The sequence below is a fragment of the Gloeobacter violaceus PCC 7421 genome (assembly GCF_000011385.1).
GTDB classification, from domain to species: domain Bacteria; phylum Cyanobacteriota; class Cyanobacteriia; order Gloeobacterales; family Gloeobacteraceae; genus Gloeobacter; species Gloeobacter violaceus.
Genome location: NC_005125.1, coordinates 1,301,473 through 1,316,639 on the forward strand (window position 1 = coordinate 1,301,473; position 15,167 = coordinate 1,316,639).

Genomic DNA, 15,167 nt, shown 5'->3' on the forward strand with positions numbered 1-15,167 from the left:
CTACTTCACCAGAATCCCACCAAGTCTAAGATTTTATCGAGATGCATAAAAGCATTTGCTTGCGGAGGCAGGAATGCGTGAGTCGTGGGTATATCAAGAGATTTTTGACAAAGGGAAACTGCAAGGTGTGCGCCGCATAATTTTGCGCCAGCTCACCCAGAAACTTGGCAAACTGCCTGCCGACTTCGTGCAGGAGATCGAATCTATTACTGATAGTGAACGCCTGGAACGACTCGGTTTACTCGGCTTGCAAGCTGACGACTTCGATAGTTTGCGTGCCCAGATATAATGGCATCCCCTCGGCCTTGAAGCGTTCTGAGCCTGGTATTCAGTCCACTCAGGTGATATCTCTGTGGAGAACAGTCCGGCCACCAACGATGACCACCAGCAACGGACAACCCCCAGAATTTTCCTTCAGGCTCGATCGCATCGAGGCGATCGTCGCGGCCAACAGCGAACAGATCACTGCCAACACCACCGCCATTACCCGGCTCGAAGCCAATCAGGCAGCGCTGAGCGAACGGGTGAACATTATGGCCGAACGTGTGGACACCGTATCGGAATCCGTGAATCAGGTTTCTCGCATTGCCCTGGCTATCCTGCAGCGCGTCGACTCAACGCAGACCGAAATTCGCGATCTACAGACGGACATGCGCGGCCTGCAACTGGAGAACCGGCGCATCCTCGATATTCTGCAGCAGCGCAGGGGGGATGGGTGAATTGCCCAAATTCAAGCACGCGATCAGGCAGGCGCCGCTGACGCCAAAAAGGGACTCGAAGTGGGAAAATCCGCCGACATCGTCGCGGTGCCCGGCGAGCCGACCGCCAATATCCGGGTCGCCGAGCGGGAGTCTCCAAAGTTGCTCCCGAGGCTAAAGCACAAACCCCGGGAACCGCCCAGATAAGCCTCAGTCCTGGCTGCTCAGCACTGGGGTGCCAGCGGGGGTCAGCCAGTGCATATAGTCGGGCAGACGGCCGTGGATGGCCTGGTCGAAGAGATCTTGAATCGCCCGGGTGATCGGTCCCACGGTGCCGTCGCCGATGGCGCGGTGGTCGATGCGGGTGACCGCCGCCACCTCGGTGGCCGTGCCGCACAGGAACATCTCCTCGGCAACATAGAGTTCAGTACGGTCCACCTGCCGCGATTCGACTGGGATCCCCAGTTCTTTCCGGGCTAGTTCGATGACCGTGGCGCGGGTGATCCCTTCGAGGATGTTGTTGCTCACCGCTGGGGTGACCAGTCGGCCGTCGCGCACCAGGAACAAATTCATCGCACTGCCTTCGGCGACGTGGCCGTCATCCGATAGGGCGATGGCGTCGTCGAAACCGGCCAGAGCGGCGTCGGTCTTGATCAGCGCGGTGTTGACGTAGGCGCCGTTGCACTTGGCGCGCGCCGGGATCATGTTGTCGTCGATGCGGCGCCAGGAGGAGACGCAGACGTGCAGACCTTTGTGCGTATCCAGGTAGGCGCTCATCGGGGCGGTAAACAGACAAAAGTCGTCGACCGTATCGGGAATCTCCAGGATTGGACCGATGCGCCGGTCGGCTTTGTAGACAATCGGGCGCAAGTAAGTGTCCTCGCGGCAGCCGTTGCGCACAACAATCTCCGCACTCAACTCCACCATCCGCCGGATATCCAGGGGTGCCTTGAGGCGAAGGATGCGGCAGCTTTGCACCAGCCTGCGAAAATGCTCCTCGGCGCGAAAGATGAACATCGTCTCGCGCTCGGGCGCCCAGTACGCCTTGATGCCCTCGAAGACGGCGGTGCCGTACAAAAAAGCATGGGTGCGCACGCTCAAAGAAGCCTCGCTGTCCGGGACGAAGCGACCGCGCAGGTAGATGACGGGTTCGGAAGATGGCTGGGTCATGGTGGTCCTTGAGGTATCGATACGAAGCCTGGCCGTTCCAATTGTGCTCCAATTGCAAGGGCGGACCGGACGATGTGTCGCAATTTCGTTACACCGTTTGCAGAATTTACCACAGCCATGAGGGGGGACAGAGCCCTATGCTCCCCAACCGCCACCCCCCGGTGTCTCGACGGTGATCACATCCCCCGCCTTGAGCGCGCGCGAAGTCTTGCCTGGAAGCGGTTCACCGTTAAGCCGGTTGCGGCCCGGTCGGCCCGCCGCGCCGCCCGCCGCCCCCTGGGGAGCGTGAGTGCGGCGATCGCTCAATAGCGAAAGGGAGCAATCTTCGTGCACCTGCACCTCGCGGACGATCCCCCAGCCGCCGCGGTAGAAGCCCGCCCCGCCCGAATCTTCGCGCAGTTCGTAGCGCCGGACGGTGAGCGGAAATTCCAGTTCGAGCGCCTCGATGGGGGTATTAAGGGTGTTGCTCATACCGACGTGCACCCCGTCGAGGCCGTCGCCGCAGGCACTCGCCCCCTGGCCGCCCCCGATCGTCTCGTAGTAGCTGAAGCGGCGGTTGCCCAGGATCAGATTGTTCATCGTGCCCTGCCCCTGGGCAAGGCCGCCCGCGACACTGCCCAGGGCGAGGATGATCGCATCGGCGATGCGCTGGGAAGTCTCGACGTTGCCCGCCACCACCGCCGCCGGCCAGCGCGCCGCCACCAGAGAACCCTCCGGCAGCACCAGTTCTACCGGCGCCATCGCCCCGTCGTTGGCGGGCAGGTGCGGATCGAGCAGGGCGCGCAAGGCAAACGCCACCGCCGAGCGGGTGACCGCGACAGGCGCGTTGAGGTTGGAAAGTACCTGGGACGCGGTGCCCGCAAAATCGATGCGCACCCCATCGCCGGCTATTTCCACCGCCACCTGGATCGCAATCTCCTCGCCCTCGGGGCCTTCGAGGTAGTCGACGGCCCGATAGGTGCCGTCGGGAAGGGCAGCGATGCGCTCGCGCACCCGCCGCTCGGTGTAGACAATGACCGCGTCCAAGGCGCCCGCGAGCCTGTCCGCTCCCAGATCGCTCCCCATCCGGGCGAAGCGCTCCGCCCCCAATTGACCCGCCGCCATCTGGGCGCGCAGATCCCCCCGGCGCTGGGCAGGCTGGCGGACGTTGGCCAGAATCAAACCGAGCACATTTTCGTCGAGCGCCCCCGCCGCACCGACGCGCGTAGGCGGGATCACCAGTCCTTCTTGAAAAATCTCGGTGGAGTCGGCGGGCATCGAACCCGGCCGCATGCCGCCCACATCGCTGTGGTGAGCGCGGGAGACGGCGTAGCCCAATCGCTCCTGCGGCCGATCCAGCCAGGCAATCGCCGTCACCAGGGTCAGATCCGGCAGGTGCGAGCCGCCCGCGAACGGGTCGTTCAACAGCCAGATTTCCCCCGGCTTTGGGTCCATCGCCCGCACCGCCGCCACTGCGTCCCCGAGCGCCCCCAGGTGCACCGGGATCGCCGCCGCCTGCGCCACCAGGCGGCCCCGCCCGTCGAAAAGGGCCGTCGAGCAGTCGCGGCGCTCCTTGATATTCGAAGAGTAAGCGGCGCGCACCAGCCGCGCCATCATCTCCTCAGCAATGCCGGCAAGGGCATGGACCATCACTTCCAGTTCGATCGCATCCATCGGGCCGCTCTTTCGGTTGCCGGGCTATGAACTATACGATAGGTCAGGACTTCGGGGGTAGGCTATGGCGCGCGTGATTTCTCTGTTGGGCAAAGGCGGGGTGGGCAAGAGCACTCTTACCCTGGCGATGGCCCAGGCGGAGGCCCGCCGCGGCAAGCGGGTGCTGGTGCTCAGCCTGGAGACGGTGAGCACGATTGGCCTGTTGCTCGACGCCCGCCTGGAGGGCGAGCCCACCGAAGTCGAACCGCATTTGTGGGCGGTTCACTTCAGCACCACCGCGCTGATGGAGCGCAACTGGAACCGGCTGCGCACCGCCGAAGAAGAATACTCGCGCATTCCTCTTTTTCGCGAGGTCTACGGTCAAGAGTTGGGGGCACTGCCCGGACTCGATCAATTTCTGGCCATGTCGGCGCTGCGCGATTACGACCTGAGCGGCAAGTACGACTATCTATTTTTTGACGGCGTTGCCGGGCAGGAGCAGCTGCGCATGTTCGCTGTACCCGATCAGCTGAGCTGGTACACCCGCCGCCTGGGTGAAGCCTTTCAAAAATCGGCCATCGGCCAGGTGCTCTCGCCGTTTCTCGAACCGATTGCCCGCGCCATTCTCACCGTCAACATCTCCACCGAGAACGTCCGCTCCACCACCGGCCGCTTTACCGACATCCTCGATGAGGGCAAGTCGGTGATGCAGAACCCTAATCGCCTGCTGCTTTTTTTGGTGAGCACCGCCGATCCGCTCGCCCTCACCGTCGCCCGCCAGCTGTGGGGAGCAAGCCAGCTGTTGGGCCTGGGAGTCGGGGGAGCGCTGATACGCGGCGAAGCGGACGGCAAAGAAGCCTTCGCCCCCCTGCCGGTGCGCACCATACCCGAGGCGTCACTCACCGATCTCATCGGCTGCGTCGAAGGGCTCGCGGGTCTTGACCCAGTGGGCTTTCCCAAACCGTTCGTCGTCGATGAACAAGCGCGCACCGTGCGCATCTTTTTGCCGGGCTTCGGCAAAAAGCAGGTCGAACTCAACCAGTACGGCCCCGAACTGACGCTGCGTGCCGCCGACCATCGCCGCAACTTCATCCTGCCCGCGAGCTTCCGGGGGCTCAGGGCGAGCGGGGCCAAATTCCAGGACAATTACCTGATCGTCTCGTTTGGATAAGTTTGTGCCGATCGTGCGCAGGGTGCAAGCGCTAGGTGCGGTCCTTCGGGGATTAGTTGCGAAAAGCAACTGCCTTCAGCTGTCGGCTCGCCTCCCCGGCCCTGCGACGATGTATCTCACCGAAGCGGCGCTACACCGCTTCCTGTGACGACGAAAGCAGCTCCGTCGGCAGTCCGGCTAGCATCTGCGAAACCGATGACCGCACGCGCGACATCCTCAGGTGACGGCGGATCAGCCCTCCTGCGCACAAAATCCGAAGCCGATATACCGAGATAGCGCGAGTAGCCCGCGACGGCCGCATCGCCGACGCCGGTGTCCGGCATGATCCCACCGGGCGCGAGCGCCAGAAACCTCAGCCCGAGCGCGAGCCGATCCGATTCCTTCTGAGTGTAACCGGCGAGAAACATCTGCATCCGCTTCGACCCGGCATAGCCCCCAGAAATCGGCGACCCTCCCAGACCCGCTCCGCTCGAAATCAGGATGACCAATGCGCCCGGTGCCAGCGGCTGGAGCAAGGCAGCTTTGCAAAATAGAAACGACGCTTTCACGTCCGCCTCCCAATTCACCGAGAACTCAATCCAGCTCTGCTCCTGTACGGGCGTGCTTGGCGGTATGGCTCCGGCGCAAACCACCAATACATCAGGCTGGAGGGCCGCGAACACCACCGCAGGAGCGCCCTCTTCGGTTGCGTCGCAAACGAGCGTAGCCGCCTCGGGCACCTCACGCGACAACTGAGCAAGCGCCTCCTGCCCCCGAGCCACCGCGAGCACGCAGGCACCTTCAGCGATCGCCGCTTCGACAATGATCCGGCCCACGCCGCGACTGCCACCAACCACCACGACATTCTTGTCTTTTAACGCGCCCATGGGCTCTACCTCTTGACTTTTAAGTTGCAAGTTAGTGCGCAGCTTAGCAGGAGTAGCTTGTAAAATGCAAGTAACCAAACGACGGCATCGAGCCATGACCCAACCAAGACGCTCTTTCTGCCCTATCTCCTGTACCTTGGATTTGATCGGCGATCGCTGGACGCTCCTTGTTATCCGAGACATGATGTTCCTTGGAAAGCAACGGTTCGAGGAGTTTTTGGAATCTCCTGAAGGAATCTCGACGAATATTTTGGCAAACCGCCTCAGACTGCTTGATGACTTAGGCCTAGCAGAAAAGCAGCCTTACAGTAATCATTCTCGTCGAATGAACTATCAACTGACCGACAAGGGAAAAAGCTTGCGTCCTGTGTTGAAAGCGATCATTGCTTGGGGCTTGAGGCATATTGCCGAAACACAGGTTCCTCAGAGTAATCTGCCGGATGCCGACGACTCCGCCTATCACTTCAAGAGGTAACGGTGACGGCTTGCAACCCAGAAGTGTCAATAAACAGTAATGGTACTTACAGAAAGAAGCCCAAAACCGTGTTGACTTCGGAAACTGCAAAAAGTGAGATTGTAGTAGGCAAACAGCCACTCCGCACCCACTGCGTTCCCCAAATTCAGATTTGGGGCATCGATTATGGTTTTTCCTTCATCAATGGCCGCCGGTGGGCGAGGACTCGAAAACTTACACGTTCATCATGAAAAGAAATTCGTATCTCGAATCTCAAATCCCGACGTCGCGCACGCAAAAACTGTCACCTGCACGGCTTCGCCCGCTCGGCGTTTGAGATATCTTCACGAAAAGTGCGGCGGCCAAATGGCCGACTCGGTGTCAAACTAGTATTGCGAGCGATCAGTCTAACGGACTTTTGGTCTTTCTCCTCTACTTAATACGCTTTTGCCCTGTACCTAGTTCGCAGTGGACCATGGAGAACACTCAACTGAAAGATGCAGATCAACCGGATGTGAGCGGATCTACTTCGCAAAGCAGAAGGTTGCAAAGTCAGCGCCTTGTGCGCCAGTGGCAACGGCTGGCCGTCGAACCCGGCGGCGCCCAAAGCCTCAAAGCCAAGACACTGCTTGCCGGTATCCTCAAACTGTGCGAGCCGCTCGTTCGCCAGTTTTTTCTGCAGATGCTCGCCGAGGACAGCCTGGTCGAGCTGGACGATCTGCTCAACGTCACCCTCTCGCGCGTAGAAAACAAATTGATCACCTACGACAGCTCCAAAAGTGCGTTTGAAAGTTGGGTCAAGTACCAGTGTGTACGGCCCATCTTCAAACAGCACCTGGAGGAAATCGGTTATCGCACCATCAAGCTCGAACCTTACATCGCGGCGCTGCAGTCGCGGCTGGCCGGGACTTTTCCATCTCCGCCCACCAACCTCATCGGTCGGCTGGTGCAGGGGCTCGAAGACTCCCAGGTGCGCCCCGAACTGGCCAAGATGCGCCAGATGCTCGGAGTGGGCCGCAAGGTGATTTTGCGGCGCGATCCGAGGCTGGTGCCGGCCCTGTCGCTGAACTGCCCCATCCGGCCGGGCGAAGGGAACGAGGAGTACTTCGACATCGCCGCCGCGCCCCGGCTGGCGGGTATGGAGGAGGCCTGCCGTCAGGCGCTGCACGAGAGCCTCGTGCACCTGACTGCGGGCGAGCGCCTGGTGGTTTTGGGTTTGTTTTTTGCCAACCGTTCGCGCAAAGAACTGGCCGAAGAGGCCGGCATCAGCACCGCCCGCGTCTCCCAGTTGTTGCAGCAGGCCTACAAGCGCCTGCGCGAAGTTCTCGGTCCCACGTTCTTCCGCGACTGCGTGCCCGACTCTTAAACCTACCCTGGTCTTGTCCTATGTCTACTGCCGACGACGAAAAATTGAACGCCCGCCTCGAGCGCGAGCTGCCCCGACTGCTCGCCAACCAGTCCTACGACTACCGGCAGGAACTGGCCGCTTTTCGCGCCGAAGAAGCGGATCTGGAGGCAGAAATCGACCGGGTCTGGGAAAAAACGCTCAAAAAGCAGGCACCGGCGGCCGCTGCCCCGCGTCGCCTGCCGCAGTGGTGGGGAGCGGCGGCGGCAGTGCTGGTGGCCTCGGCAGGACTGGCCGGCGTGGTCGCTCTCAACCGGATGGGCGCTCCCGCCGATGCCCCCATCAACACGCTGCCCAATCCGAACCGGCCCTTCGCCCAGGTGCTCGCCGCCGAATTGCAAAAGCAATGGCAGCCTGCGGCCGGAGGACTTGGCGAGGCCGGGGGCAATCTGGTGGTTAGCGGTCGGCCGGCGCCGGCCGGTGCGCCGCCGGTGCTTGCGATCGAACAATCTTCCGGCAGCCTCGAGATAGACCGCGCGGCCCTCGAAGCGCTCGCTCGCGCCCTCGAGAGCACCGGGTCCGCCCCGCCGCAACCGTTTACCGTCACCTTCGACCCAGCCGCCCGCCAGGTGAACGTCCGCCAGTGATCCCGCAGACGGCAAGGGCGGCTTGCTAAGTTACGATGAGCGAATGGGACAAACCGGTCCCCGGCGGCGTGGGAGACGCGTGTCTGCACCCGCCGGTTCACCAGCAGCGAGCCACCGCAATGGACACCGTCGAGAGCAAAGCCGGGCGCGACGCCGCCCAGATCAAGCGTCAGGTCGAAGAACTCAGTGCGCGCCTGGGTAAAACCCAGGACTATCTTTGACGTCGCCCAACGCCAAATCCGCATTGCCGCCCTGGAGCAGCAGGCCAGCGCCCCTGATTTTTGGGACGATCAAGCCGCGGCCCAAAAGGCCCTCCAGAACCTCAACAACTTGAAGCAACCCCTGGAGCAGTTCGGCCGCTGGCGCAACCTGCTCTCCGACGCCGAGGTGGTACTCGAACTGGTCCAGGAGACCGGTGACGAGTCGCTGCTGCCGGAGGCGGAAGGCAATATCGAAGCGCTCGTGGGCGAACTCGATCGCTGGGAACTGGAGCAGTTGCTGAGCGGCCCCTACGACGAGCGGGGGGCGATTCTCAGCATCAACGCCGGGGCGGGGGGCACCGACGCCCAGGATTGGGCTGAGATGCTTTTGCGCATGTACACCCGCTGGGCCGAGCGCCAGGGCTACCAGGCGCACCTGTTGGAGCTGTCGGAAGGTGAAGAAGCGGGGGTCAAATCGGCGACCCTTGAGATCGACGGTCGCTACGCCTACGGCTATTTGTCGGCCGAAAAAGGCACCCACCGCCTGGTGCGCATCTCGCCCTTCAACGCCAACGACAAGCGCCAGACCAGCTTCGCAGGGGTTGAGGTGATGCCGGTCCTCGACGACTCGGTGCAGGTGGATATCCGCCCCGACGACATCGAAATCGATACGTTCCGCTCCGGCGGGAAGGGCGGCCAGAACGTCAACAAGGTGGAAACGGGGGTACGCGTCACCCACAAACCCACCGGCATCTCGGTGCGCTGCACCCAGGAGCGCGCCCAGCTGCAAAACCGCAATAAGGCGATGGAGATGCTTAAAGCCCGCCTGCTGGTGCTCGAAGAAGAAAAGCGCCAGCAACATTTGAGCGACATTCGCGGCGAAGCGGTGGATGCGGCCTGGGGTAACCAGATCCGCTCCTATGTCTTTCATCCGTACCAGATGGTCAAAGATCTGCGCACTGAGGAGGAAACCTCCGATGTTACCGGTGTGATGAACGGCAAGATCGAGCCGTTTATCGAGCGCTATTTGCGCCGGCAGCACAAGCTCTGATGCCGGGTACGGTCTATCTGGTGGGGGCGGGACCGGCCGGGGCCGAGTATTTGACCGTCCGCGGCCGGGAGCTGTTGGAGCAGGCCGAGGTCGTTCTCTACGACGATCTGGCAGACCCGCACTTGCTGAAACTCGCTAGTGCGGCCCAACTCATCGATGTCGGCAAGCGGGCCGGCCGGCCGGGAGCCGACCAGGGCGAGATCGGCCGCCTGCTGGTAACCCACTGTCAGGCGGGCCGTAGGGTGGTGCGGCTAAAGGCGGGCGACCCGCTTGTCTTTGGCCGCGCTGCGGCGGAACTAGGAGCGCTGGTGGCGGCCGGGTGCAACTTTGAGATCGTGCCGGGGGTGAGTTCCGCCCTTGCCGCCTGCGCGTTTGCCGGCATCCCGCTCACCGACCGTGCCCTCGGCCGCCACTTTTGCGTGATGAGTGGCCACGATATCGGCACCCTACCCTGGCAGCATCTGGCCCACATCGACACGCTCGTCATCTTGATGGGCACCCGCCACCTCGAGGCGATCGCCGAGCAGCTGATGGACTACGGCCGTCCGGCGGCGATGCCGGTGGCGGTGATCTTCTGGGCAGGGCGGTCCGAGCAGCGCACGGTGGTGGGTACCCTCGAAGACATCGCAAGCCGGGTTGCGCCCTCCGGCGAGCCGGCGGTGATCGTCGTGGGACCGGTGGTCCGCCGCCGCGAGTGCTTCGACTGGTTTGACCGCCGAGCGCTGTTTGGAAAACACATCCTCGTCACCCGCGCGGCCGATCAAGCCGGGGGATTCAGTGCCCAACTGGAGGCACTGGGTGCCTCGGTCCTGGAGATGCCCGCCCTGGTAGTCACTGCGCCCACCAGCTGGGAACCGCTCGATCGGGCCATTGCCCAGCTGGCCGGCTACCGCTGGCTGTTGCTGACCTCCGCCAACGGCGTGGAGGCGTTCTTTGCGCGTCTGACCCACCACAGACGCGACCTGCGCGCCCTGGGCGGGGTGCGCGTCGCCGCCGTCGGACCCAAGACTGCCCAGGCCGCCCGCACCCATGGACTGATCTGCGACTTCGTACCGGGTCAGTACGTCTCCGACGGACTGCTTACCGATTTTCCGGACATCGCCGGGATCTATGGGGAGCGGGTGCTCTTTGTGCGGGTCGAATCCGGAGGCCGCGAGACGATCACCGAGCAGTTTCGCCGCTGGGGCGCTCTTGTCGATGAGGTCGCAGGCTACGCTACCGGCTGCCCGGATAGCGCCGAGCCGGGCTGCGTCGCCGCTCTACGCGCAGGCCGGATCGACTGTGCCACCTTCGCCAGCGCCAAAACCGTGCGCCATTTTGCCCGCCTCCTCCAAGGCGAGGAGCTGGAATCGCTTCTGAGAAAAGTGCGTATTGCTTCGATCGGGCCGCAGACCAGTGCTGCCTGCCGCGAGACACTGGGGCGGGTGGACGTCGAGGCCGAAGTCTTTACCCTCGATGGACTCGCCCAGGCGATTGTCGCCGATCTCGGCACCGGCAGGGCGACCGGGCCGACAGACGAACAATGATATCCTGGGAAAGTGTGCAAACAAACTTTACCGTGGAGCATATGACCGCCCAGAGCCCTGCCACCCAGGCCACGCCTATCTCCTGGGTCTTCGTCGGTTTTATGGCCTTTATTCACCTTGGTGCCCTGGCGGCGCTGTGGCAGTTTTCGTGGTCGGCCCTGGCGCTGGCCATTTTTTTGCACTGGGCGCTCGGCTGCCTGGGGATCACCCTCGGTTTTCACCGTCTGCTCAGCCACCGCAGCTTCACGGTGCCCAAGCCGCTTGAATATTTCCTGGCCTTGCTCGGCACTCTATGCCTGCAAGGTGGTCCCGTCCTCTGGGTGGCGCACCACCGCCTGCACCACGCCCACTCCGACACCGAGGCCGACCCGCACGATTCGAACCGAGGTTTTTGGTGGAGCCACTGGGGCTGGATGTTCTACATGCCCGAGGAGCGGCTCAACTTCGATCACTACTCGCGCTACGCCAAGGATCTGGCCCGCGACCCGGTGCACCGGTTTCTCAACCGCAATATGATCCCTCTCCAGTTGGCCTTTGCAGCGCTTTTGTACCTGTTGGGCGGCTGGCCGTTCGTGCTGTGGGGCATCTTCGTGCGGCTGGTGGTCGTATTCCACTGCACCTGGCTGATCAATTCCGCCTGCCACCAGTGGGGCTACCGCAGCCACCAGACCGACGACCACTCCACCAACCTCTGGTGGGCGGCGATCCTGGCCTACGGTGAAGGCTGGCACAACAACCACCACGCCATGCCGCGCTCTGCCCGCCACGGCCTTGCCTGGTGGGAGATCGACGTCACCTGGAGTGTGATCTGGATACTCAGCAAGCTCGGCCTGGCCCGCAACGTCCAATTGCCGACCTCTTAGTCGTGATGGGTTCGCTCCAGAAGCGAGAAATCCGTGCAAATCAACTTCCATGCGACGCCCCCCGGAGCGTTTGCTGTAGAGGGGGCCAATGTTCTCACCGGGCAATCAAGAGAATTACATCGATCCGCCCGATTGGCGTCCGTGAAACCGCTCCCTATTGCCGGCTACCCTCCTCGTCGCAGTCGCCATGCAAAGCGTGCCTGCGCTAGAAATGCAGACCAATCCCACCCACCGGGTCTCCAACCCACCGAGCCCACAAGTCCGGGGGGTGCCGGGGGGGGTGGCACCCCCCCGGCGCGGGGAGGCTGGAGAGCGCGAGAGGGGAACCCGAAGGGGGTTCCGCCTCTCGCTCCACAAACTATCGGGCTAAGCCAACAGCCGGAGGATCTCAAAATGGGGAGAGCCCGAGCGGTTCAACTGATTGGCGACGGCTCTGAGCGCAGATGGGGTTGGAAGTCAAAGCGGTTGGGCGTAGAGTAATCTTGCGCCCGCAAGTCATCTAAAACGGCAAACATCGTGCAGAGCGCTTCACGGCTGCAAGGCGCTCAAGTATGCTGGATTGGCGTGGATGAACGGGCTGGCGTGGCGCAACGGTAGCGCAACAGTTTTGTAAACTGTCGGTTAGGGGTTCGAATCCCCTCGCCAGCTTGAAAAACAGAAATCGGCCTTACTTATTGGAAGTTGGGCAACCGGGTGCGGCAGCCGCGGTTGATGAGGCCCTCGAAGCCCCAGGCGGCGCATTCGAGCGAGCGAGTGACGTTGGGCTGGCTGGCCACGGTGAAATCGCAGGAAACGTAGCCGTTGTTGTCGGTGTCAAAGGGCTGGCAGCTGGAGCCGCGCAGTTCTTCTTTGAGCACTGAGGCCGCGTAGCCGCGCAGCTCGCCCTCCGCGTAGGCCCTGCCGAACAGAAATTGCCCGAGCCCCCGGCCGGCGGTGAGCAGGAAAATGCCCGAGCCAATTACCACCACCACCACACCCACCAGGATCAGCAAAGGAAGAGAACCACGAAGACCGCTCATAAATATCGCATCGAGTAATTTGCAGTCCAAGTGTAGCCGCCGGGTCGCGGGCGTGCCCTCTCACTTGAAGCAGGACCACTCGCGCGCGTAGGCGAGATTGCCGTCGCGGCCGGGGGCGGTGTGAGGATTGCCGGCACTAACAGTAATGCGCACCCAGTTGTTGTTGGGGTTGGTCTCGCTGGTCGATTCTTTCATGCCGAGGGTTTTGTAGTTGGTGGTGATGCTCGCGAAATAATCGTCGTCCTCGTGGGCGACCCCCCGCAACTGAGAAGTGGGTGTCTTCCAGGTGGTGCTGGTCACCCAGGCGGCGGAGACGGTTTGCCGCGAGCCGGAGGCGTCGCTGGAGACCGTCACTGTGTCCACCGGCGAGGAGAGAAAGCACACCCGCTCCGAGGCGTTGTCCCGCGCGATAAAGCCGGCGTGACCGCCCCCCTGGCTGCTCCCCCCCAGGCGCATCTTCGGCCAGTTCACCTTGGTGCCGCTGATCGCGGCGGGCAATAAATAGCTCAGCGAATAATTGCTCTTGAGAAAGCGCGAGAGTGCGCTCAGGCGATTCATGATGCTGTTGGCGGTATTGACGCTCACCGCCGAAGAAGAGGACGTGCCGTAGATGATCTCCTGGCGCGTCGCCCCGTAGCAGGCGTCGTTGTTGCCGCAGAGGATGCCCACCGGGTCAGTGTTGGCGTGGGCCAGTTGGATGACCATGTAGCCCAGGGCAATACCGTTTTCGATAATCTCCAGATTCGAGTAGCGATCGCCGTTCGGATCAAACGGCCGATCGCCCGAGCCCCCCAGGTACATAAATGTGCCCTTGATCTTAGTCGGATCGCTCGGTACGCCGATCACGTGATAACCAAACCCTCTACCGCTCGAGTCGAGATCGGTGACGGCCGAATCGGTGCGGCTCGGCTGGATGGCACAAGCGATGCCTCCCGCCAGATCGCGCTGCTGATAGGTCTGGGACGGACACACGGCACTTTCTCCGGCCAGGACGGCTGATGTAAAGCATAGTGGCAAAACAGTGCAGAAAAGTCCGAAACCCAAGCAAGCCTTCTTCATATATTTCTCCATACACCACCAGTAATTTTCTTTGGACACTTGCACCCGAGAAATTATTATCACAATCCGGCGACCACCAGGGAAATCAGTAGCTAATCTCCCATGAACGGGGGATCTTGCTGGTGCACTTCAGGGGGAAATTTTCAAGCTTTCTTGAGAGATACACCAGGAAATATGCAATGCCGAAGGTCGCCTGATCGATTAGCCTTGAGCATCTTTACTTGGAAACAATAGTATCCCTATAGAGTTGTAGTAGAGGAGATATTCGACATTTGAGCCAGTGAATTAACGGTAATTCAAACAAATTTTATTTATTGCAAATTGTTGAAAGACCTCCGCACGCAAAGAGCATATTGCTTAAAATCATAATTGCATTTTTTAGCGCTGATCTATTACTATGGTTGCACTACCGAGCTTTACGAAACATAGTTGTTATACTATTTTGTTCACGCGCTAAGAGGCTGCTGGGTTTGTCAACTACATTTGTTCCGGCAATTTTTGATGAGAGAGCAATCTATGATTCGTCGTTCAAGAGCTAAATCCTCGGCCCAAGCTTTTGCGCTAGTCATATACGTATCATGAATGGACTTGCTTGAGTTAATTTACTGAGCCTTCGGGCGCCTTGGAGGGAGTCGACATTAGCGTAATTGCTCACCGCCGAAGATATTTCTCTTGAAATCGTCAACCTGGATCCACAAAAATATTATCACAAAATCTCACTAAAGTAGTATTTTCGTTATACTTGCAGATAGTTTTCCTCGCCGACTTTTTTGGGAATTGTACAGTATTGTAACGGTTGAGGATGCTATCTGTTCTTAGGAAATCAACAGCTGTCAAGTCCAGCATGTTCTGACCTGAACCAGGAATACACCTAATCCCTGATTCGCAAGCCTGGCCCGACCCAAATAACAGCAGGCTTCGCATAGAACAAGGTGCTGTGCGAAGGGGAGCGACATGCGCGAAGGGATCTGTGGACTTCTGACTTCCACGCTCTCAACGTGGCAAATGCAGAGCCTTCAAGACGCCTGGGAAGGGAGACAAACTCTTTGGCGCCATCTTCCCGGACCGAGCTGCTGGAACTCAGGAGAGGCGCTTCCGTATATTACACCTTCAGGTCCCCAGCGACAGCGGAATTGGCCGCATTCACGCCGAGTTGATGTGGTACTTTTCCCTATCGTGCTGCGCTATCTACGCACCTGCAGGTGAGCATTTTGCAGTTGTTATCTACGTACTGCAATGCAGTGAGCGAGACGTCTGCATAGACTAGTCGGCACAAACCTAAAGAGGGATAGCAACCCGACCAGGAGAATTTATTGTGGTTGATTTGTATATTGCTTACTGGCCAGGGGAGAGTGTCGGTGATGCTGAGGCCGGATGGTACTGGCACACCGGCGACGGCTCGTCGCCCCAAGGCCCGTACGCCCGCCCCGACGACCTGTTGGCGGACTTGCCCGAGGCTCTGGCCG

General features: G+C 60.9%; 14 protein-coding genes and 1 tRNA gene. 10 read left to right on the top strand and 5 right to left on the bottom strand.

What is annotated here, in order from left to right:
* The first annotated feature begins 73 nt into the window (after nucleotides 1–73).
* On the top strand, nucleotides 74–289 hold the full coding sequence (locus GLL_RS06350) for a DUF4351 domain-containing protein (RefSeq protein WP_011141223.1): 216 nt from the start codon (nucleotides 74–76) through the stop codon (nucleotides 287–289).
* An 88-nt stretch (nucleotides 290–377) separates the two neighbouring features.
* The gene (locus GLL_RS06355; RefSeq protein WP_164928720.1) at nucleotides 378–719 is read left to right on the top strand and encodes a hypothetical protein; all 342 of its coding nucleotides are present in this window, start codon (nucleotides 378–380) and stop codon (nucleotides 717–719) included.
* Between the two features lie 189 nt (nucleotides 720–908).
* Here GLL_RS06355 and GLL_RS06360 read toward each other — a convergent pair whose 3' ends face one another.
* Together GLL_RS06360 and GLL_RS06365 are read right to left on the bottom strand one after the other, a co-directional pair.
* Nucleotides 909–1,868: a branched-chain amino acid transaminase gene (locus tag GLL_RS06360; protein ID WP_011141225.1), complete on the bottom strand. Its 960-nt coding sequence runs from the start codon at nucleotides 1,866–1,868 to the stop codon at nucleotides 909–911.
* A gap of 135 nt (nucleotides 1,869–2,003) precedes the next feature.
* Nucleotides 2,004–3,521 carry a hydantoinase B/oxoprolinase family protein gene (locus tag GLL_RS06365; RefSeq protein WP_011141226.1) on the bottom strand — a complete coding sequence of 506 codons (1,518 nt, stop codon included), beginning with the start codon at nucleotides 3,519–3,521 and terminating at the stop codon, nucleotides 2,004–2,006.
* A 64-nt stretch (nucleotides 3,522–3,585) separates the two neighbouring features.
* Here GLL_RS06365 and GLL_RS06370 point away from each other — a divergent pair, with 64 nt between their 5' ends.
* Nucleotides 3,586–4,671 carry a Get3/ArsA fold putative tail anchor-mediating ATPase NosAFP gene (locus GLL_RS06370; RefSeq protein WP_011141227.1) on the top strand — a complete coding sequence of 362 codons (1,086 nt, stop codon included), beginning with the start codon at nucleotides 3,586–3,588 and terminating at the stop codon, nucleotides 4,669–4,671.
* A gap of 116 nt (nucleotides 4,672–4,787) precedes the next feature.
* On the opposite strand, the gene GLL_RS06375 is transcribed toward GLL_RS06370, so the two are convergent.
* Complete coding sequence (locus GLL_RS06375) at nucleotides 4,788–5,537, bottom strand: SDR family oxidoreductase (protein ID WP_011141228.1); 750 nt, start codon at nucleotides 5,535–5,537, stop codon at nucleotides 4,788–4,790.
* 94 nt (nucleotides 5,538–5,631) lie between these two features.
* On the opposite strand from GLL_RS06375, the gene GLL_RS06380 reads away from it, so the two are divergent.
* The 7 genes from GLL_RS06380 to GLL_RS06410 all read left to right on the top strand — a co-directional run bounded on the left by GLL_RS06380 (nucleotide 5,632) and on the right by GLL_RS06410 (nucleotide 12,271).
* Nucleotides 5,632–6,012 (top strand): winged helix-turn-helix transcriptional regulator, encoded by a 381-nt coding sequence (locus GLL_RS06380; RefSeq protein ID WP_011141229.1) that lies wholly within the window; start codon nucleotides 5,632–5,634, stop codon nucleotides 6,010–6,012.
* Between the two features lie 523 nt (nucleotides 6,013–6,535).
* Nucleotides 6,536–7,357, top strand: coding sequence for a sigma-70 family RNA polymerase sigma factor (locus GLL_RS06385; RefSeq protein ID WP_164928721.1), 822 nt, complete (start codon nucleotides 6,536–6,538; stop codon nucleotides 7,355–7,357).
* Between the two features lie 20 nt (nucleotides 7,358–7,377).
* Nucleotides 7,378–7,983, top strand: coding sequence for a hypothetical protein (locus GLL_RS06390; RefSeq protein ID WP_011141231.1), 606 nt, complete (start codon nucleotides 7,378–7,380; stop codon nucleotides 7,981–7,983).
* A gap of 119 nt (nucleotides 7,984–8,102) precedes the next feature.
* A protein-coding gene (gene prfB / locus GLL_RS06395) for a peptide chain release factor 2 (protein ID WP_164929606.1) occupies nucleotides 8,103–9,234 on the top strand; the annotation gives its coding sequence in 2 pieces (ribosomal slippage) (nucleotides 8,103–8,201 and nucleotides 8,203–9,234; 1,131 coding nt in all).
* Nucleotides 9,234–10,760, top strand: a complete 1,527-nt coding sequence (gene cobA / locus GLL_RS06400; RefSeq protein ID WP_011141234.1) for a uroporphyrinogen-III C-methyltransferase — start codon at nucleotides 9,234–9,236, stop codon at nucleotides 10,758–10,760. Before prfB ends, cobA begins: the two co-directional genes overlap by 1 nt.
* A 41-nt stretch (nucleotides 10,761–10,801) precedes the next feature.
* Nucleotides 10,802–11,623 carry an acyl-CoA desaturase gene (locus tag GLL_RS06405; RefSeq protein WP_011141235.1) on the top strand — a complete coding sequence of 274 codons (822 nt, stop codon included), beginning with the start codon at nucleotides 10,802–10,804 and terminating at the stop codon, nucleotides 11,621–11,623.
* Nucleotides 11,624–12,199: 576 nt separating this feature from the next.
* Nucleotides 12,200–12,271: transfer RNA gene (locus GLL_RS06410), tRNA-Thr, on the top strand.
* Between the two features lie 23 nt (nucleotides 12,272–12,294).
* Here GLL_RS06410 and GLL_RS06415 read toward each other — a convergent pair.
* Both GLL_RS06415 and GLL_RS06420 read right to left on the bottom strand, forming a co-directional pair.
* A complete protein-coding gene (locus GLL_RS06415; RefSeq protein ID WP_011141236.1) occupies nucleotides 12,295–12,642 on the bottom strand; it encodes a hypothetical protein in 348 nt (115 codons plus the stop codon).
* Between the two features lie 60 nt (nucleotides 12,643–12,702).
* A complete protein-coding gene (locus GLL_RS06420) occupies nucleotides 12,703–13,614 on the bottom strand; it encodes a BPSS1187 family protein (RefSeq protein WP_164928722.1) in 912 nt (303 codons plus the stop codon).
* Nucleotides 13,615–15,167 lie beyond the last annotated feature (1,553 nt).